At 63.3% G+C, this 19268-nt stretch carries 21 protein-coding genes; 19 read left to right on the top strand and 2 right to left on the bottom strand.

From position 1 onward, the window contains the following. Positions 1-243 precede the first annotated feature (243 nt). The 3 genes from WGH93_RS06670 to WGH93_RS06660 are packed head-to-tail and all read left to right on the top strand — an operon-like array spanning position 244 to position 3105. Entirely contained in the window at positions 244-1374 is a 1131-nt protein-coding gene (locus WGH93_RS06670) for a Re/Si-specific NAD(P)(+) transhydrogenase subunit alpha (RefSeq protein WP_374764088.1), read from the top strand. Positions 1375-1386: 12 nt separating this feature from the next. Then, positions 1387-1680, top strand: a complete 294-nt coding sequence (locus tag WGH93_RS06665) for a proton-translocating transhydrogenase family protein (RefSeq protein WP_374764087.1) — start codon at positions 1387-1389, stop codon at positions 1678-1680. Positions 1681-1689: 9 nt separating this feature from the next. After that, positions 1690-3105 (top strand): NAD(P)(+) transhydrogenase (Re/Si-specific) subunit beta, encoded by a 1416-nt coding sequence (locus WGH93_RS06660; RefSeq protein ID WP_374764086.1) that lies wholly within the window; start codon positions 1690-1692, stop codon positions 3103-3105. Between the two features lie 119 nt (positions 3106-3224). On the opposite strand, the gene WGH93_RS06655 is transcribed toward WGH93_RS06660, so the two are convergent. Next, complete coding sequence (locus tag WGH93_RS06655) at positions 3225-3797, bottom strand: PAS domain-containing protein (protein WP_374764085.1); 573 nt, start codon at positions 3795-3797, stop codon at positions 3225-3227. A gap of 132 nt (positions 3798-3929) precedes the next feature. Then, a complete protein-coding gene (locus tag WGH93_RS06650) occupies positions 3930-4700 on the bottom strand; it encodes a DUF1295 domain-containing protein (RefSeq protein ID WP_374764084.1) in 771 nt (256 codons plus the stop codon). Between the two features lie 216 nt (positions 4701-4916). On the opposite strand from WGH93_RS06650, the gene WGH93_RS06645 reads away from it, so the two are divergent. The 16 genes from WGH93_RS06645 to tolB all read left to right on the top strand — a co-directional run bounded on the left by WGH93_RS06645 (position 4917) and on the right by tolB (position 19259). Further along, a complete protein-coding gene (locus WGH93_RS06645) occupies positions 4917-5459 on the top strand; it encodes a hypothetical protein (RefSeq protein WP_374764083.1) in 543 nt (180 codons plus the stop codon). A gap of 60 nt (positions 5460-5519) precedes the next feature. Continuing rightward, positions 5520-6116 (top strand): hypothetical protein, encoded by a 597-nt coding sequence (locus tag WGH93_RS06640; protein WP_374764082.1) that lies wholly within the window; start codon positions 5520-5522, stop codon positions 6114-6116. Positions 6117-6411: 295 nt separating this feature from the next. Beyond that, complete coding sequence (locus tag WGH93_RS06635) at positions 6412-7641, top strand: sensor histidine kinase (RefSeq protein ID WP_374764081.1); 1230 nt, start codon at positions 6412-6414, stop codon at positions 7639-7641. Then, positions 7638-8444 (top strand): LytR/AlgR family response regulator transcription factor, encoded by an 807-nt coding sequence (locus WGH93_RS06630; RefSeq protein WP_374764080.1) that lies wholly within the window; start codon positions 7638-7640, stop codon positions 8442-8444. Before WGH93_RS06635 ends, WGH93_RS06630 begins: the two co-directional genes overlap by 4 nt. Before the next feature lie 295 nt (positions 8445-8739). Then, a complete protein-coding gene (locus tag WGH93_RS06625) occupies positions 8740-10044 on the top strand; it encodes a cystathionine gamma-synthase family protein (RefSeq protein ID WP_374764079.1) in 1305 nt (434 codons plus the stop codon). Between the two features lie 21 nt (positions 10045-10065). Further along, entirely contained in the window at positions 10066-10692 is a 627-nt protein-coding gene (locus tag WGH93_RS06620; RefSeq protein WP_374764078.1) for a trimeric intracellular cation channel family protein, read from the top strand. Between the two features lie 72 nt (positions 10693-10764). Next, positions 10765-11823: a Kelch repeat-containing protein gene (locus WGH93_RS06615; RefSeq protein ID WP_374764077.1), complete on the top strand. Its 1059-nt coding sequence runs from the start codon at positions 10765-10767 to the stop codon at positions 11821-11823. A gap of 237 nt (positions 11824-12060) precedes the next feature. Continuing rightward, the gene (locus WGH93_RS06610) at positions 12061-12816 is read left to right on the top strand and encodes a YebC/PmpR family DNA-binding transcriptional regulator (RefSeq protein WP_374764076.1); all 756 of its coding nucleotides are present in this window, start codon (positions 12061-12063) and stop codon (positions 12814-12816) included. Between the two features lie 81 nt (positions 12817-12897). Next, entirely contained in the window at positions 12898-13395 is a 498-nt protein-coding gene (gene ruvC / locus WGH93_RS06605) for a crossover junction endodeoxyribonuclease RuvC (protein ID WP_374764310.1), read from the top strand. Next, the gene (gene ruvA / locus WGH93_RS06600) at positions 13392-14015 is read left to right on the top strand and encodes a Holliday junction branch migration protein RuvA (protein ID WP_374764075.1); all 624 of its coding nucleotides are present in this window, start codon (positions 13392-13394) and stop codon (positions 14013-14015) included. Before ruvC ends, ruvA begins: the two co-directional genes overlap by 4 nt. Before the next feature lie 67 nt (positions 14016-14082). After that, positions 14083-15126: a Holliday junction branch migration DNA helicase RuvB gene (gene ruvB / locus WGH93_RS06595; RefSeq protein WP_374764074.1), complete on the top strand. Its 1044-nt coding sequence runs from the start codon at positions 14083-14085 to the stop codon at positions 15124-15126. A gap of 34 nt (positions 15127-15160) precedes the next feature. Continuing rightward, positions 15161-15640 carry a hotdog domain-containing protein gene (locus WGH93_RS06590; protein ID WP_374764309.1) on the top strand — a complete coding sequence of 160 codons (480 nt, stop codon included), beginning with the start codon at positions 15161-15163 and terminating at the stop codon, positions 15638-15640. 21 nt (positions 15641-15661) lie between these two features. After that, complete coding sequence (tolQ, locus tag WGH93_RS06585; protein WP_374764073.1) at positions 15662-16390, top strand: protein TolQ; 729 nt, start codon at positions 15662-15664, stop codon at positions 16388-16390. Beyond that, positions 16390-16821, top strand: a complete 432-nt coding sequence (tolR, locus tag WGH93_RS06580) for a protein TolR (RefSeq protein ID WP_374764072.1) — start codon at positions 16390-16392, stop codon at positions 16819-16821. Before tolQ ends, tolR begins: the two co-directional genes overlap by 1 nt. A gap of 3 nt (positions 16822-16824) precedes the next feature. After that, positions 16825-17727 carry a cell envelope integrity protein TolA gene (gene tolA, locus WGH93_RS06575; protein ID WP_374764071.1) on the top strand — a complete coding sequence of 301 codons (903 nt, stop codon included), beginning with the start codon at positions 16825-16827 and terminating at the stop codon, positions 17725-17727. Between the two features lie 176 nt (positions 17728-17903). Beyond that, entirely contained in the window at positions 17904-19259 is a 1356-nt protein-coding gene (gene tolB, locus WGH93_RS06570) for a Tol-Pal system beta propeller repeat protein TolB (protein ID WP_374764070.1), read from the top strand. Positions 19260-19268: the final 9 nt, after the last annotated feature.

Genomic DNA, 19268 nt, shown 5'->3' with positions numbered 1-19268 from the left:
ACACCTCGAAACAAAACACAACCAATGCGGATCGGATCGCATCAGAACTCAACCGATAAAGTAAGAAGCTGGTGGCCACGACATGACAACCAAAACATTTATCACAAAATTGTGTTGCCATTTAAGGGTGTAAATTCCGGCTTGCGGAATGGGCGGTGGGGGTTTGTGGTTGTCAGGCGCCAGTGAGTCTCTACCATCAGGGAACCCGCCGGAGGGGCGGTTCAATATTGGGAGGAGCCAAGAATGAAGCTGTTTGCGGTCAAGGAGCAGCGGCAGGATGAAAGGCGCGTCGCCCTGTCGGCGGAAACCGCGCGCAAGTTCATCGATGCCGGGCTTGAAGTGACGGTGGAGTCCGGCGCCGGGGTGGCTGCCGCGATTCCCGACAAGGCGTATGAGGCGGCGGGCGCGACGCTGGTGACGGATCGGGCAAAGGGCCTTGGCGAGGCGGATATCATCCTGTCCGTTCAGGGGCTGGAAAGCGCGGATGCGGGTGCGGTGAAATCCGGCGCGTTTCATCTGGCGCTGCTCAATCCGTTCGGCGAGCGGGATCGGCTTGAAGCGTTGGCGAAGGCGGGAATCACCGCCTTTTCCATGGAATTCGTGCCCAGGATCACCCGCGCCCAGTCCATGGACGTGCTGTCCAGCCAGGCCAATCTGGCGGGGTATCGCGCGGTGTTGGATGCGGCCCATACCTTCGGGCGGGCCATGCCCATGATGATGACGGCGGCGGGCACGATTCCACCGGCCAAGGTGCTGGTGATGGGCGCCGGTGTGGCGGGGCTTCAGGCCATCGCCACCGCCAAGCGTCTGGGCGCGGTGGTGCATGCCACCGATGTGCGCCCGGCGGCCAAGGAACAGGTGGAAAGCCTGGGCGGCAAATTCGTCATGGTGGAGGATGAAGAGACCGAAGCCGCCGAGACCGAAGGCGGTTATGCCAGGGAAATGAGCGATGCGTATAAGAAGAAGCAGGCCGCGCTCATTGAAGAGACCATCGCCAAGATGGACCTGGTGATCACCACCGCCCAGATTCCGGGCAGGCCCGCGCCGGAACTGGTGAGCGACGCCATGATCGAAACCATGAAACCGGGCAGCGTGATCGTGGACCTGGCGGTGGAGACCGGTGGCAATGTGTCCGCCAGCAAGCCGGGCGAAGTGGTGGAGCATGGCGGTGTGACCATTGTGGGTCACCGCAATGTGCCCAGCCTGGTGGCGGCGGATGCTTCCCAGTTTCTGGCGCGCAACCTGATGCACTTCCTGTCCCCCCACATCAAGGAGGGCCGGTTCGACCCGGATATGGAGGACCAGATCATTCAGGACAGCCTGGTCTGCCGGGACGGTGCCATTGTGCACGAGCGCCTGAAAGATGCCGGTTAAGGGAGAACCATCATGACCGAAATCATCGCAAACCCGTTTATCCAGCAGATCACGGTTTTCGTGCTGGCCATTTTCATCGGCTATTATGTGGTCTGGTCCGTGACGCCAGCCCTGCATACCCCCTTGATGAGCGTGACCAACGCCATTTCCAGCGTGATCATTGTCGGCGCTTTGATCGCCACGGGCGAAGGGGTGGGCTGGTCCCGCCTTCTTGGTGCGCTGGCCGTGGCGCTGGCATCCGTCAACATCTTTGGCGGATTTGCCGTGACCGCGCGTATGTTGTCCATGTACCGGAAAAAGAAATAGGGGGCCAGTGTGAGCCAATTTCAAACCGACATCACGGCGGTCGCCTATCTGGTTTCCGCTGTTCTGTTCATTCTGGCGCTCAGGGGGCTGTCCAGCCCGGAAACCAGCCGCCGGGGTAATATCGCCGGTATTCTGGGCATGACCATCGCGGTGGTGACCACCGTGCTCAATCCCGGCATCGTATCCTATGACTGGATTATCGGCGCCGTGGCCGTGGGTGGCATTGTGGGCTATGTGATCGCCCGCCGCATTGCCATGACCGCCATGCCGCAACTGGTGGCGGCGTTTCACTCCCTGGTGGGGCTGGCGGCCGTGCTGGTGGCATCGGCGGCTTTCCTCAATCCCGGCGCCTTTGGCATTGTGGGTGCGGATGGCGGTATTACCGTCGCGTCCAAGGTGGAAATGTCGCTGGGGGCTGCCATCGGGGCAATCACCTTTTCCGGTTCCATCATCGCCTTTCTCAAGCTTCAGGGGCTGATGTCCGGTACGCCGATCATGCTGCCCGCCCGGCACTGGATCAACGGCCTGATGGGGTTGGCCATCATCGCCCTGATCGCCGCCTTTTCAGCCGACATGGCCCTGATCGGCGGCGGCATGGAATTCTGGGTGCTGGTGGCGCTCAGTTTCATCATCGGCTTCCTGCTGATCATTCCGATCGGCGGGGCGGACATGCCGGTGGTGGTGTCCATGTTGAACAGCTATTCCGGCTGGGCGGCGGCGGGCATCGGCTTCACGCTGGCCAATACGGCGCTGATCGTGACCGGGGCGCTGGTGGGTTCCAGCGGGGCGATCCTGAGCTATATCATGTGCAAGGGCATGAACCGGCCCTTCCTGTCGGTGATTCTGGGCGGCTTTGGCGGTGACGATCCGACCGCCGCCGCCGGGGGCGGGGAAGACCGTCCGGTCAAGCAGGGCTCGGCGGAAGATGCCAGCTTCATCATGGCCAACGCCAACCGGGTCATCATCGTGCCCGGCTATGGTATGGCCGTGGCGCAGGCCCAGCACAGCCTGAAGGAAATGGCCGACGAACTGAAAAAGCAGGGCGTGGAGGTGTCTTATGCCATCCACCCCGTGGCGGGTCGGATGCCGGGGCACATGAATGTGCTGCTGGCGGAGGCCAATGTGCCTTATGACGAGATCTTCGAGCTGGAAGACATCAACAACGCCTTCAGCCAGGCTGATGTGGCCTTTGTGATCGGCGCCAATGATGTGACCAATCCGGCCGCCAAGACCGACCCGCAAAGCCCGATCTATGGTATGCCGGTTCTGGATGTGGAAAAGGCCAAGACCGTACTGTTCGTCAAGCGCTCGCTCGGCAGCGGTTATGCCGGGGTCAGCAACGAACTGTTCTATCGGGACAACACCATGATGCTGCTTGGCGACGCCAAGAAAATGGTGGAAGGCATCGTCAAAGCCATGGACTGAGGCGGCATTGCCCCCGTGTCATGCGTCGCCTGACGCACGAAGAGCCTCGCGGTACGCCGCGGGGCTTTTTTCATGGCTTGCGCGTGGGCTTTGCGGAGCTTGCCCCGCATGGGCGCCGTTCAGGGGTCGATCCGCTCCGCCGGCAGGCCCCCGCCGATATCGATAAAGCGGTGATCGGCCAGTTCCGGGTCCAGCTTCCTGGGGTCAACCGGCACCCATGGATGTCGGTTTCCGGCGGAGTCGCGGAAATCCATTGCCGCCACGCCGCGGGTTACGTCTCCATTCCGATCAGCCAGCGGCAGGATGTGCATGTCCAGCAGGATATGACCGGCCAGCGCCGTGTCATGGCGAAGGCGCCGGGTGGTGTTCAGCCCGCACGGGGTTTCCAGCATCCGGCGTACCAGATGGCGCTGTTGCGCAATTCCTTCAAAGCTGACGGGGTGATAATCCCCCGTGATCGGGGTGTCCTGATCCAGGCCCAGTATATCCTTGATGTGAGCCCCGACCATGTGCGCCGCCACATTGCCATCGCCCCGATGCTGGAATAGCAGGATATAGGGCATGACGGCCCGCAGGGCGGTGAGCTTCAGGTCGCTATGGGCGGGTACCAGGGGGTGTCTCGTGCGGGGCAGAGCCGTCCAGGCCTCCCGCAGGGCGGCTGGCACGTCCATTTCCGGCGATATCACAATCATGGATCATCCTGTGGTGATGTCATTACCCTTCCTGCGCTAGAGTATGTGCCCCCGCTCCCTCAAGGTTTGAATAAAATTATTCCTTTTCCGGTGTGTGGTTCCGGTATGCGGAATGGCGCGCCCGTAAGCGGGTCAGGGGCGCCGGGGCGGGCGGGGGAAAAAGGCGGGAACGCGTGCCATATAGTCCTCATAACCGGGCCGACGCTTGCGAAGTCCCTTTTCCAGCATGGGAACGCCGGACCATTTCATCAACAGAACCGTCATGATCACCGGGGCCGCCAGCGCGACCGGATCATGACCGATCAACCACAGCCCCCACCACAGGCAGGCATCCCCGAAATAATTGGGGTGACGGGTCCAGGCCCAGAGCCCGCTATCCAGCACGCGCCCCTGATTGTCCGAATCGGCTTTGAAACTGGTCAACTGGTGATCCGCCAGCGCTTCCAGAGCGATGCCGGTCAGGGCCAGCAGCGCGCCGCCCGCCACCAGGGGGGTTGCGGGATCGGGCGCCGCGACCACACTGAGCAACGGCAGACCGATCAGTCCGATCAACAGGGCCTGAAGCGCAAATATGACAGTGAGCGTATACAGGTGTCGGGAAAGGCCCTGCCGGTTTTTCAGGATCAGTGTGTAACGGCGGTCTTCCCCTTCTGTCAGATGGCGCCGCAGCAGGTGCCCGCCCAGCCGGAGCGCCCAGAGGCTGACAAGCCCCAGCGCCAGCCATATGGCGAGGGCGGTGGGCCGCCCCGCCGCCAGCCAGCCGGACCAGCCCAGCAGCGCGAAGCCGGGCGCCCAGGCCGCGTCGATGAAACTGACCCGGCCAAGCACGATGGACAGCAGCCACAGAACGCCCATCAGCGCGGCTACAGGGGCGAATGCTTCAAGCCAGAGGGTGAGGGTCATGGCGGGTGAACTCCTTCTTTGCCTTTGGGGCAGGGTGTCGCTGGTTTGTCTTGGTCCTGATACGGGTAGGCCATGGCGCCGGATGAGAGTGCATCGGTCAGTGGGGTGCCATCGGCCCCGCATTGAGTGCCCAAATGCCCGTTGCGGCGCCGATGGAAATGCACAGTCAAGAAAAGGTGGTTTGGCACCGGGCATCAGAGCGATTATACACGCACCATGAACAGCGCGCAGCAAACACCGGCTCAGTTGATCGACTTCCTGGCCGCCAGCCTGGACCGGCACGGCGGTGACGGGCGGTTCAGCCTGTCGCCGCGGGAACAGAAGGCGGCGGATGCCCTGTCCCGCGCCGTGGATGGTCAGCTTCATGAAATGGTCAGCGCGCTGGAAGACGTGGCCAGTTGTCAGCAGCCGAACCCCGCGCCCGCCCATGAGGACCTGCCGCCGCTTGAATCGTTCTGCGCCGGAATGCGGCATATCGGGGAACAGTTGCTGCCCTTGCTGTTCGACCGCTTCGAGGCGGCCGCCGCAGACGAGGGCGTGCGGCCAGGGGCCCTGGCCTGGATCGTCCGCAGCCGGGCGGAAGCCTATGTGGGCTATCTGATGCAGTTGGCGCGGGTGCATGGGCTGGCCTTTGACGGGGAGCGCCTGCAAAAGCGCGATACCCCGCCCACCGTGCGGGAGCAGGGAGTGCTGCTGGATCTGGAACGGGCTCTGAACGCCATATGTGATGACCGCCTGAGGCGCCTCGATCAGCTCTGACGCCCTATTCACATCCCGTTCACGTGGCTGTGTTTACGCTCACACAAGAAAATTGCATATGTGCGGCAAGGTGGGATTCGTGCCATTGGCGGACAACAGGAGGCTGGTCTTATGACAGACGCGACGATGCTTAAGAGTGTGGCGGGATTGGTACGCCCCCTGAGCGGGGTGGCGCTGGTCGCCGTTGTGATGCTGACATCTGCCGCGATCGCCGGGTCCGGCGCCGGTCAGGCCGGGGAGCAGTCCCAGGAGACATCGGCACAAGAAGACGGGGAACAAGCCGGTGAAGACAAGAACAAGGCCGTCAGCCGCATGGAAAGGCGGGCTGCCGAGCGTATGGCCCGACTGAAGGAGCGGTACACCTTCACCGGCGAGACCACCCGGTGTGTCAATGTGCGCCGCCTTGGCAACAGCGACGCCATCGATGACGAGACGTTATTTTTCAAGGGGCTGGGCAAGACCGCCTATGTCAATCGACTTCTGAACAAGTGCCCGCGGCTCGCGTCCGAAGACCGGTTCGCTTATGACACGCCATCTTCGCAGCTTTGCCGGGGGGAATTGATCACCGTCATGGACAATTTCGGCCAGGCATGGGGAAGCTGCGCAATTGGTGACTTTGAAATCCTGAAGAAAAAGCAAAAGCCGTCAAAAGACTAGAGAGGGCGACCGGTGGATCGGCCATTCGCGCCGTCCGTTGATCGTCTTTGGCGCACTGCCTGTCGCATCATTGTGGCAAGGCGGTGCGTTTTCTTGTCATCAAGAGCGGGCGGTCAAGCGCCCGGATCAACAGGGCGCCGCCGTTCAGGTGACCGGCCCGGCAGCCCGTGTCACGGTGCGAGGAAAAAGAGCCGGCCCGGCGCCCCGTGAACCGTGGGGCGCGGGCCGACCGCCCCATCACTGATACCCCCGCCACGGATCGCCCCCGGCGGGCGCAACCGGGAGACGCCCCCCGATGCCGCAATCCCCAGCCGACCCGCCGATGGGCCTGAAGGCCGATGCGCTTCGGGAGCAGGCGGAATATGACAATGGCCTTGGCTTTCGCCCGCGGCGCGGGCAGTCTCGGGGCACGGGGCCGGATCGGGATTCCCGGCCCGGAAGGGGCATGATGGCGGGGTTGTTTTCCAATCGGGACCGTACCTTCTGGACCTTGCAGGCGATCGGCTGGTCCGGTTATGCGCTGGTGCGCATGTTCCACGCCATGACGGTGGGCTGGCATCCGCTGGACTATTATCCGCTGGTGCTGTTCGCCATGGTGTTCGGCTTTCTGCTGTCCACGCTGATGCGCTATCTCTACCGCCCGCTCAGGGACCGGCCCATGCTGGCGGTGCTGCCGCTGGTGCTGCTGGTCAGCGGGTCATTGGGCCTGTTGTTTTCCAGTGTGGAAGTGGCCATGGCGCCGCGCCTGATCGACGAGTTCGAACCCGCGCGGGGGCTGGAGCGCTTCGGCAATGCCATGTTCGAGGCCACGGCCCTGTTCGCCTGGTCATCGATTTATTTCGGCTATCATTATTATCGCGGTTACCAGCGCCAGCAGAAGCAGTTGCTGAAGGCCACCGCCATGGCGCATCAGGCGCAACTGTCCATGCTGCGCTATCAGCTCAACCCGCATTTCCTGTTCAACACGCTCAATGCCATCTCCACTTTGGTTCTGGAGGGCGCGTCGAGCGAGGCGAATCGCATGATCGCCAAGCTGTCCAGCTTCCTGCGCTATACGCTGGTCAATCAGGCCAGCCACAAGATCAGCCTGGAGCAGGAACTCTATGCGCTGGGCCTGTATCTGGACATCGAGAAGGTGCGGTTTGAAGACCGGCTGAAGATTGTTTATGACATTGATGAACGGGCACGGGATGCGCTGATCCCCAGCCTGATCCTTCAGCCCCTGATCGAGAATGCCATCAAATACGCCCTTGCCCCCAGCATTGAGGGGGGAACCCTGACCATTCGCGCCGAGCGCCGGGGGCCGCGCCTCAGGCTTGCGGTGTGCGATGACGGGCCGGGCATGACCAACCCGGACGCGCCGGTGTCCCGTTCCGGTTCGGGTGTGGGGTTGGCCAATACCCGCACCCGCATGGAGGAACTGTACGGGGCGGATCAGGCCATGACCATTGCCAACCGGCAGACAGGGGGGCTGTGTGTGACCCTGGATCTGCCCTTTGAAAAGGATCAGGGGAAAGCCACATGATTCGTGCGCTTCTGGTGGATGACGAGCCGCTGGCGCTGCGGGGGCTGTCCCGGCGGCTGGCCGCTTTTGACGATCTGGATGTGGTGGGTACCTGTTCCAATGGCCGGGATGCGGTGCGCCGGATTCGGGAGGAAAAGCCCGACCTGATCTTTCTGGATATCCAGATGCCGGGCTTTGATGGCTTTGCCGTGCTGCGTGCCCTTGTGGGGGAAACGGCCATGCCCATGGTGATCTTCGTCACCGCCTATGATCAATATGCGCTGGATGCGTTCGAGGCCCACGCGCTGGACTATTTGCTGAAACCCGTTGACGAGGACCGCCTGGCCGATGCGGTGGCCCGCGCGCGGGACCATCTGGCCCAGCGCATGGCGGTGGAGCAGACGGCGCGGCTGGTCACCCTGCTGGACGAGATGGGGGACGCCCCCGCCAGCGCGCTCACCGCCATGCTGGAAAGCGCGCCGGTGCCACGGGGCAAAAGCTATGACCCGCAAATCAGGATCAAGGACCGGGGGCGCATCACCATCGTGGACGTGGCGGACGTGGATTATATAGACGCGGCGGGCGACTATATGTGCATTCATGTGGGCGAGGACACCCACATCCTGCGGGAAACCATGAAGACCATGGAAAAGCGCCTCGACCCGGCGATTTTCCAGCGCATCCACCGCTCCACCATCGTTAATCTGGAGCGCGTCTCGGAAGTACGCCCCCATTCCAATGGCGAATGCTTCCTGACCCTGAAAAGCGGCGGCGAATTGAAAGTGTCCCGTTCCTATAAAAGTGTCGTCGCCCGCTTTTTATGAGGTGACGCCTGCGCAGGGCCGTGCTGGCCCGCGCGCAAACCACTCCCCACACACACTCCTGCCGCCTCTACCGACACCACACAGCCCCCTCCCTTGGTCGCGACTGCGCCCCGCCGCCAGTGCGGCGCCCATTTGGAGCGGGGTGCGCAGCACCCAAGCGTGAAATCAAACATAGCCGGGCGCGGAGCGCCAAGGCGTGAGCGAAAACAAAACCCAAAACCGGTTGCTTCTGAAACCGGTTTTGGTGACAAGGGGGGAGAGCCAGCAGGCCGTGCAAACTCGGGGGAGGAAAGCCATGGCAGACAGTCGCAGCGACAAGGTGCGCCGGGATTATATGAAGCGATCGGTGGGGGAGCACAGGCTGCACCCGGAAACCCAGATGATGGGCTATGGCTATGATCCATCGCTGTCGGAAGGGGCGCTGAAACCGCCGCTTTTCCTGACCTCCACCTTCGCTTTTGACCGGGCGCAGGACGGCAAGGAATTCTTCGAGCTGGCCTATCAGAAGCGGGAAGCCAGCGAGGGCGAGGAGATGGGGCTGATTTACAGCCGCATCAACAACCCCAATTATGAAATCCTCGAAGACCGGTTGGCGCTTTGGGAGGAGGCGGAAAAGGGCCTTGTATTCGCCAGCGGCATGTCCGCCATTTCCACGGCGCTCTGGGCCTATCTGCGCCCCGGCGATGTGCTGGTGCATTCGGAGCCGATCTATGGCGGCACCGAGTTTCTCGCCCGCAACATATTGCCGGAATTCGGGGTGAAAACTGTCTCCTTCCGGGCGGGCGGGCCGCAGCCCACCCTTGCGCCGGCGGTGGAAAAGGCCCGCAGTCTGGGGCGCGTGGCGGTGATCTATACGGAAACGCCCGCCAATCCCACCAATGATCTGGTAGACCTGAACGCCGCCCGCCAGATGGCGGACAGGCTGGAGCAGGAGCAGGGCTATCGCCCCATCGTGATGACCGATAACACCTTTCTCGGCCCGGTCTGGCAGAAGCCCCTGCAACAGGGCGCGGATATCGTGCTTTATTCCTTGACCAAATATATCGCCGGTCATTCGGATGTGGTGGCGGGGGCCGCCATCGGCTCCAAGGCCGTCATGACCCCGGTTCAGGGTTTCCGCACCATATTGGGCACACAGTGCGACCCGCACAGTTGCTGGCTGGTGATGCGTTCGCTGGAAACGCTGAAGCTCAGAATGGAAAAATCCAACGAGAACGCCGCCCGTGTTGCCGCTTTTCTGAAGGATCACCCCAAGGTTACTCATGTGAACTATCTGGGTTTTCTGGCGGATGACGATCCCAACAAGGCCATTTATGACCGTCAGTGCCTGGGCGCCGGGTCCACCTTCGCCTTTACCGTCAAGGGGGATGAGGCTGCCGCCTTCCGGGTGCTGGATGCGCTCAGTGTCATAAAGCTGGCGGTGTCGCTGGGCGGCACGGAAAGCCTGATGGAAGCGCCCTATTCCATGACCCATTCAGACGTGCCTGACCATGTGAAGGACGGTCTGGGCATGACACCCAGCATGTTGCGCATTTCCGTGGGGGTGGAGCACCCGGACGACCTGATCGCCGATCTGGCACAGGCGCTGGACCATGCCTGATGCCCGTGGTTTAAAGGGGGCATGGATCAGGCCCTGACCATTTTGAATCATCTTGGCACGCTGGCGTTTGCGCTGGCGGGTGCCATGGGTGGTGTGCGCAAGGAGTTGGACCTTTTCGGCGTCCTGGTCACGGCGCTGCTGCCCGCCATCGGCGGCGGCACCATACGGGATCTGATTCTGGATGTGCCGGTGTTCTGGGTGGTCAGCACGGTGCCCATCTGGATCGCGTTGGGGGCGGGGTTGATGGCTTTTCTGCTGGCCCGGCATGTGGAGCGGCGCCGCGTGGTTCTGGATTGGGCGGATGCCGTGGGTCTGGGTATTTTCGCCGTGGTGGGCGCCGAGCGGGCCTTTACCGTCACCGGCGATCCGCTGGTATCCGTGATGATGGGGGTCAGCACCGGCGTGCTGGGCGGCCTGATCCGGGATGTGGTCACGTTTGAATTTCCCATGATCATGAGCCCCAGGGAGCTATATGCCACGGCGGCCTTTGGCGGCGCCGGAACCACCGTGCTTGTTCTGATGTTTCAGCCGGAAATGGGGCCCTGGGCGCTTTGGCTGGGTGTGGTGGTGTCCTTTGTGATGCGGGCGGGCGGCATGGTCTTTGGCTGGACCCTGCCACGCGCCAAATTCCCGGACAGTCGTGAATGAAGGGCACGATCTTGCGCGGCCCGGCGGCTTGGGCGATAGTGCCATGACAGCGCAGTAAAAAAGGGCGAGCTCATGCGATATGCGGGATGCGTTGGCGGATGGCTGTTTCTGGCATGGGCGCTGATGGCGGCGCCGATCCGGGCGGCGGACGGCCCGCCGCCGCTGCCCGTTCCCCATGCCAATAATGCGGTGGCGGCGGTGACGGTGGCGGGCCGCACCTATGTGATGAGCGCCACGGGCCTGATGCCGGGCAAGACCCATGCGGATACCAGCCGTGCTCTTTATATCCATGAACAGGGCGCGCCCGGCTGGCGCCGCCTGCCACCGCTGCCGGTGAAGCAGGGTCGGCTGGCCGCCACGGCGCAGGCGGCGGCGGGCACCTTTTATCTGTTTGGCGGCTATAGTGTGGCCCCAGACGGGTCGGAAGTGTCCACGCCGGAGGTGTTCGCCATCGAGCCGCTTTCCGGCAAGGTGACCCGGCGTGCGGATATGCCCCTGCCGGTGGATGACACGGTGAGTTTCACCTATCGGGACCGCTTTATCTATCTTGTGTCCGGCTGGCATGATGACGGCAATGTGGCTGCCGTACAGGTTTATGACACCCGCACCGATACCTGGCAGCGTGCCACCGATTATCCGGGAACGCCGGTGTTCGGCCATGCGGGCGGCGCCGCGGGCGGGCGGATCGTCATTGCCGATGGCGTGGCCGTGCTGGGCGAAAAGGAAGGGCGCCGTACGTTCGGGCTGGTGGGGGAGGTATGGCTTGGCACCATCGCACCGGGTGACGCGACCCGCATAGACTGGCGGAAAGGCCCGCCCCATCCGGGGGCGCCGCTCTATCGTATGGCTGCCGCCCGGCACCCCGATGCGGCCATGGTGATATTCGCGGGCGGTTCGCCCAATTCCTATAATTTTGACGGCATCGGGTATGACGGGGCGCCGTCCCCCGCCAGCGACCGGGTGATGGCTTTTGATTTCAATGCCATGGCATGGCGGAAGATGCCGTCCAAGCCCATCGCCAGCATGGACCATCGCGGCCTGATAAGCCTTGGCGGGCGGCTGTGGACCATTGGCGGTATGCTGTCCGGCCAGACGGTGACAGGGCGTGTCCTGCCCCTCGGCGGGCGCTGAGATCGGTCGTCGGCGATCCCTATCCTCAGGGCCTGCGGTTACGGCCTGGACGGCGTTGTTTCCCCACGTTCTTTGCAGGCCCGGTCAACTTTATCCTGTCATCACGCGGCAAATTTGCTAAACAAAGGCCACTTCGCGCCCGGCCATGGGTCTTTCGGGGGCCTTTCGGGGTCTTTCGGGCGCGATCGTTAGATTCAGTCCTTTCATGGCAGAGAAAAAGCAGGATAGAGGCAAGACATGGCGGGTCATTCCAAATTCAAGAACATCATGCACCGCAAGGGGGCGCAGGACGCCAAGCGTTCCAAGCTGTTTTCCAAGCTGTCCAAGGAAATCACCGTGGCGGCCAAGATGGGCGACCCGGACCCGGAGAAGAATCCGCGCCTCAGGCTGGCCATTTCCAATGCCAAGTCCCAGAGTATGCCGAAGGACAATATCCAGCGGGCGATCGACAAGGCCAGCGGCAATGACGCCGACGAATATGAGGAAATGCGCTATGAGGGCTATGCCTCCGGCGGCGTTGGTCTGATCGTGGAGGCGCTGACGGACAATCGCAACCGCACGGCGGCGGATGTGCGTTCGCTGTTTTCCAAATATGGCGGCAATCTGGGTGAAAGTGGTTCTGTCAGCTTCATGTTCGATCTGGTGGGGGAGATCACTTTTCCCGCCAGCGTGGCGGATGGGGAGGCCATGTTCGAAGCCGCGCTGGAGGCCGGCGCGCAGGAAGTGGATTCCGACGATGACAGCCATGCCATTTACACCGATGCGGAAGACCTGCACGATGTGGTGGCCGCGCTGCGTGATCAGTTGGGTGAAGACCCGGAAAGCGCCAAGCTGATCTTCAAGCCGAAGGAACCGCCCATGCTGGAAACCGCTGACGATGCGGGCAAGGTGCTGCGGCTGATCGAAGCGCTGGAAGACAATGACGATGTGCAGACCGTCTATGGCAATTACGATATACCGGATGCCGTGATGGCGGAACTGAGCCAGGACTGATCGGCGGTTCAGGCGCGCCGGCACATGCCCGTAATGGCCGGGCTTTTCGGACTGGCTGACCGGGGGAAGGACACAAGACTGATGCGGCTGATGGGGCTCGATCCCGGTTTGCAGCGAACCGGCTGGGGCATCGTGGAGGCCAGCGGGTCACGGCTGAGCCATGTGGCCAATGGTGTGATTGCATCGAGCGCTTCGGACAGCCTGGCAAACCGGCTGGTGGCCCTGCATGATGGCCTGGCGGCAGTGATCGCGGACTGGCAGCCCGCCTCCTGCGCGGTGGAGGAAACCTTCGTCAACAAGAACCCCACATCCACCCTGAAACTGGGCCAGGCGCGGGGCATCGCCCTTCTGGTGCCCGCCGCCGCGGGTCTGCCGGTGGCGGAATACACCCCCAATCATGTGAAAAAGACTGTGGTGGGTGTGGGCCATGCGGACAAGGATCAGGTGGCGCACATGGTCCGGGTTCTGTTGCCGGGCGTTGTCATCAACGGGGCGGATGCGGCGGACGCGCTGGCCGTGGCCATCGCCCACGCCCATAACAGGTCCGCCGCCCAGACTCTGGCGGGGAAGAGCGCATGATTGCCAAGCTGACCGGCCTGGTGGACAGCGTGGACACGGACAGCGTGGTCGTGGACGTGGGCGGCGTGGGCTATCTGGTACATGCCTCCAGCCGCACGCTGGCCAATCTGCCCGGTGCGGGGGAAGCCACCCGCCTGTTCTTGGAAACCGTGGTGCGGGAGGATGCCTTTCTGTTGTACGGCTTCACCGACCGGCAGGACCGGGACATGTTCCGTCTGCTGACCTCCGTGCAGGGGGTGGGGGCACGGGTGGCGCTGGCCATTCAGAGTGTGCTGTCGCCGGGGGATCTGCACAATGCGATTGCGGCGCAGGACAAGGCGTCGGTGGCCCGTGCCAATGGTGTGGGGCCGAAGCTGGCCGGGCGGATCGTCAATGAATTGAAGGACAAGGTGGCCGGCATCGCCGCCACCGGCCATGCCGGGTTGCAGGCGGGCCAGGCGGGTGCCGGGGGCGCCGTTGCTGGTGGCGTGGCGGAGGATGTGACCTCCGCCCTGGTCAATCTGGGATACAAACCCGGCGAGGCCCATGGGGCCGCTGTCAAGGCGGTGCGGGAACTGGGTGACGGCGCGGAGGTGGCCACGGTGCTGCCCATCGCATTGAAGTCGTTGTCGCCGGGTTGATGCGGGGCGATGATGCGGCGCAGGTCGGCGGCGCGGTGTCGACCAGAGTGGATAAGGCAGGATTGCCATGACGGACGAGCAGGACAGACTGGTCAGCGGCGACGCCGCCCCCGGTGACGTGCCGGAGGCGAGCCTGCGCCCGCAGCGGCTGGCGGAATTTATCGGCCAGGCGCAGGCGCGGGAAAATCTGCGCGTGTTCATCGATGCGGCGCGGGGTCGCGGCGAGGCGATGGACCATGTGCTGTTCCATGGCCCGCCGGGTCTTGGCAAGACCACGCTGGCCCAGATCGTCGCCCGCGAACTGGGCGTGAACTTCCGGGCCACGTCCGGCCCGGTGATCGCCAAGGCGGGGGATCTGGCGGCTCTGCTGACCAATTTACAGGCCCATGACGTGCTGTTCATCGACGAAATCCACCGCCTGAATCCCAATGTTGAGGAAGTGCTTTATCCGGCGATGGAGGATTTTCAGCTTGACCTTATTATCGGCGAGGGGCCCGCGGCCCGTTCGGTCAGAATCGATCTGCCGCCGTTCACACTGGTGGGCGCCACCACGCGGTCGGGCCTGATCACCAAGCCGCTCAGGGACCGGTTCGGCATCCCTACCCGGCTGGATTTCTACAGCCCGGCGGAACTGACGGAAGTGGTCACGCGCGGCGCCGACCTGCTGGATTTCGCGCTCAGCCCCGACGGCGCGCGGGAAGTGGCGGCCCGTTCCCGCGGGACACCGCGTATCGCCGGGCGGCTGCTGCGCCGGGTCAGGGATTTTGCCGAGGCGGACGGCGCCGGCCCGGTGGACGCGGCGGCTGCGGATCGGGCGCTGACCCGCCTTCAAGTTGACAAACTTGGCCTTGATATCATGGACCGTCGCTATCTGGGCTGCATCGGCGAGACCTATGGCGGCGGCCCGGTGGGCATCGAAACGCTGGCGGCGGCCCTGAGCGAGCCGCGCGATGCGATCGAGGACATCATCGAACCCTATCTGATGCAGGTGGGGCTGGTTCAGCGCACACCGCGTGGCCGGATACTGTCACCGCAGGGGTGGAAGCATCTTGGTCTGACCCCGCCCAAAGGACAGGAAGACGGACAGATCAGTTTTCTGGACCGGCGCTGAGCGCCGAAAGAGTGAGGAGCAACCCTTGGCGACAGTGATGGAACCCGCCACCGGCCAGTGGCATGAAGGCTGTTTTCGCTTCCCCATCCGTGTTTATTACGAAGATACGGACGTGGGCGGCATGGTCTATCATGGCCGCTATGTGAGCTTTTTCGAACGGGTGCGCACGGAAAGTCTGCGCGGCACGCCGGTGGATGTGGCGGCGCTGTTCAAGTTGCCGGAAGCGGATGGCGGGCCGTTTACCTATGTGGTGCGGGATCTGAAGGTCACCTATCACCGGCAGGCCACGGTGGGCGATGTGCTGATCGGGGGCTGCATGGTGACCCGCGTGCGCGCCGCCGCGGTGGAGGTTTTTCAATGGATAGACCGGGACGGCGAGCGGCTGGCCGACGGGCCGGTGACCGCCGCCGTGATCGGTGCGGATGGCCGCCCCCGGCGCTGGCGGGATGATCACAGGGCTGTCTGGCAGGGCTGGCACGAGGATGCCATCAAGGCCGGGCACCTTCCCCTTTGAGACAAGCGGAGCAGACAGAGCATGGATGAAACGGTAGAAGTGGCCGAACTTGGCGGCAATGCCTCGGTGGATTTTTCCATCCTGGGCATGTTCGCCAATGCCGACCTGGTGGTGCAAACGGTGATGCTGCTTCTGGTGGCGGCCAGCGTGTGGAGCTGGGCGATCATCTTCAACACCGCCTCGCGGCTGCGGCGCGCCCGCAACCGCGCCGACGGGTTCGAGGACCTGTTCTGGTCCGGCCAGTCGCTGGACGACCTTTACGGCGAGTTGCGCGCTGCGCCCGGCCATCCACTGGCGGCGGTATTCGTGGCCGCCATGCGGGAATGGAAGCGCAGTGTCGGGGGCTCCAAGGGCCGGTCCCTGGACAAGCTGTCCATCAAGGACCGCATCCTGCGTGTGATGATGGTCACCCAGGCGCGGGAAATGGGCCATATGGAAGGCCAGGTGGGGATTCTGGCCACCATTGGCTCGGCGGCGCCTTTTGTGGGGCTGTTCGGGACCGTCTGGGGCATCATGAACAGCTTCAAGTCCATCGCCATGGCATCCGATACCTCGCTGGCCACGGTGGCGCCGGGCATTGCCGAAGCCCTGCTGGCCACAGCGCTGGGGCTGGTGGCGGCAATTCCCGCCGTGGTGGCCTATAACAAGCTTTCCGGTGATCTGGATCGCTATGCCGGGCGCCTGGAAGGCTTCTCGGACGAGTTCGCCGCCCTGATTTCCCGCCAGATGGACGACCGGGAGGCCGCCTGATGGCCATGCAGATGCCGGGCGGCCAACAGAACGGGCGGCGGCGGGGCCGTTATCGCCCGCTGGCGGAAATCAATGTCACCCCCTTTGTGGATGTGATGTTGGTGCTGCTGGTGGTGTTCATGGTCACCGCGCCGATGCTGACCGCCGGGGTCAATGTGAACCTGCCCAAGGCGGATGCGCCCAATCTGCCGCAGGATGACAAGCCGCTGGAAGTGAGCATTGATCAAAAAGGGGCCATATTCCTTGGCGAAACTCGCATTGCCATGAAGGAACTCGTGCCCCGCCTGAAAGCCATTGCCGGCACGCGCCGGGATCTGCGCATCTATGTGCGCGGGGATGAAGGGCTGGATTATGGCCGGGTCATGCGGGTGATCGGGGCGATCAATGGCGCGGGCTTCACAAGGGTGGCCCTGGTGGCGGAGCGACCCTGAGGCATGGCTGAGTGGCGGATCAACAAGGGCCTGGTGATTTCCCTGTCGCTGCATGTGGGTGTGGCGGCCCTGGCGGCGGTGGGGCTGCCGCATCTGGGCGTTCAGCGCCCGCCCCCGCCGCCCCCCATCGCGGTGGATTATGTGAAGATCGCCGACCAGACCCGCGTGACGGAGCCGGAGACCGCGTCCGCGCCGGAGCCGGACAGCGAGCCGACGGAGGAGGCCAGCAAGCCCAAACCCGCGCCGTCCCCGCAAAAGTCCAGCCCCGCCCCGGCACCGGCCCCCAGTGCCGAGAGCGCGGACAGTATGCCGCTGCCCGATGCCAGGCCTGAACCGAAGGCGCAAAAGGCTCCGGCCCCCGAACCAAAGCCGGAGGTGACGGCACGCACCCGGTTGCGCAATTCGGTAAGCCCGGCCATGAAGCCGCGCCCGCCGAGCCGCATTCGCGCGGATCGGATCAGTGCGCTGATCGACAAGTCCATCAAGGAAGAGCAGTCGCGCACCCGGCCCACGGATGAAGACAGGGAACAGGCGGCGCAGCCGCAGGAGAAAAAGGATCAAAGCCCTTTTCTGGACCAGTTGCGGGGCCGCATTGCCACGGCGAGCCTGCGGGATGCGCTGTCGGCCAAGCTGGAGGAATGCTGGAACTTTCCCGGCGGCGCCAAGAATGTGGACGACATGGCGGTGACCGTGCGGATCTGGCTGAAGCCCGATGGCAGTTTGGCGCGGCCCCCGGCTTTCGTGGAAACGCAGAACATGGATGATGGCTTTTACCGCACCTTTGCCGAAAGCGCCCGCCGCGCCGTGCTGATGTGCGAACCTTACGACGAGGCAACGGATTATATTGCCAGCGGCCAGCGTTTCATTGATTTTGTCTTTACGGGGGAAGAGTTTGGCGGGACATAAAGTCCCGCCACATGCGTAAGATGGAACCTGACGGTTCACCACATGCGTAAGGTGGAACCTGACGGTTCACCAGTTAGGTAAGGCGGCTCGGTGGGCCGCCACGGGTTGGACAGGGCCAATATCGGCCACGGAGAGAGCCCCCGGACGGGGCGCGAGAAAAGACAGGGATGATGCAAATGGCTTTCCGATTGGGTTTGGCGATTATACTGGCGGCGGCGGTGCTTTCCGTGCCCGCACATGCCCAGCTCAAGGTGGATGTGACGCGCGGCAATGTGGAGCCGGTGCCTCTGGCCATTCCCGATTTCCGACCTGTTGAGCCGGGGGAGACCAGCACCGGCAGCCTGTCCGAGATCGGCGGCAGCATCACCGATGTGATCACGAACAATCTGGAATCCACGGCGCTTTTTCGGGCCATCGACCAGAATGCCTTTATCGAGGAAATTTCCGCCGAGCCGAGCCGACCCAATTTCGCCGCCGCCTGGCGGCCGCTGGGTGTGCAGGGGCTGGTGGCCGGGCGGCTGGAATTGCTGCCGGGTGGCAATCTGCGTGTGACCTTCCGGCTGTGGGACGTGCTGGGCGAAAACCAGCTTGAAGGGATGAGCTACACCACTCCGCCCGGCAACTGGCGGCGCATTGCCCATGTGATTTCCGACCGCATCTATACCCGCCTGACCGGGGAAGAGGGTTATTTCGACACCCGCATCGTCTATATCGCGGAACAGGGCGACCCCCGTGACCGTCAGAAACGACTGGCCATCATGGATCAGGACGGCGCCAATCAGCAGTTCCTGACCGATGGCAGCTATCTGGTGCTGACCCCGCGCTTTTCCCCCAGCCGGCAGGAAATCACCTATCTCAGCTATTATAACGACAAGCCGCGCGTTTATCTGTTCAACATCATGAACAACAAGTTCGAGGTGCTGGGCGATTTCCCCAACATGACCTTCGCCCCGCGCTTTTCGCCGGATGGCAACAAGGTGATCATGTCGCTGGCGGAAGACGGCAATTCGGACATTTACGTGATGGACCTGCGCACCCGTGAGGTGACGCGGCTGACGAGCGATCCGGGCATCGATACCTCGCCATCCTATGCGCCCACGGGGGATCGGATCGTTTTCAACTCCGACCGGGGCGGCAGCCAGCAGCTTTATGTGATGGATGCGGACGGCGAGAACATTGAGCGCATTTCCTTTGGCGACGGGCGCTATGCCACGCCGGTCTGGTCGCCGCGCGGGGATCTGGTGGCCTTCACCAAGATCGGCGACGGCAAGTTCCGCATCGGCGTGATGGAACCGGACGGCACGGGCGAACGCCTGCTCACCGACAGCTATCAGGACGAAGGCCCCACATGGTCCCCCAATGGCCGGGTGTTGATGTTCTTCCGCACCACGCCCTATGACAATTCCGGGCAGGGGGGCGGCACGTCCCTGTGGTCCGTGGACCTGACCGGCTATAATGAGCGCAAGATCCAGACCCCCTTTGACGCCAGCGACCCGGCCTGGTCCCCGCCCCTGCCGCTGAAACGGAAATAGGGCGTCGTC

Source organism: Yunchengibacter salinarum (assembly GCF_037658235.1).
GTDB classification, from domain to species: Bacteria; Pseudomonadota; Alphaproteobacteria; order Sphingomonadales; family Kordiimonadaceae; genus Yunchengibacter; species Yunchengibacter salinarum.
The sequence above is the reverse complement of the archived record's forward strand: the minus strand, read 5'-3'. Positions and strand labels throughout refer to the sequence as shown.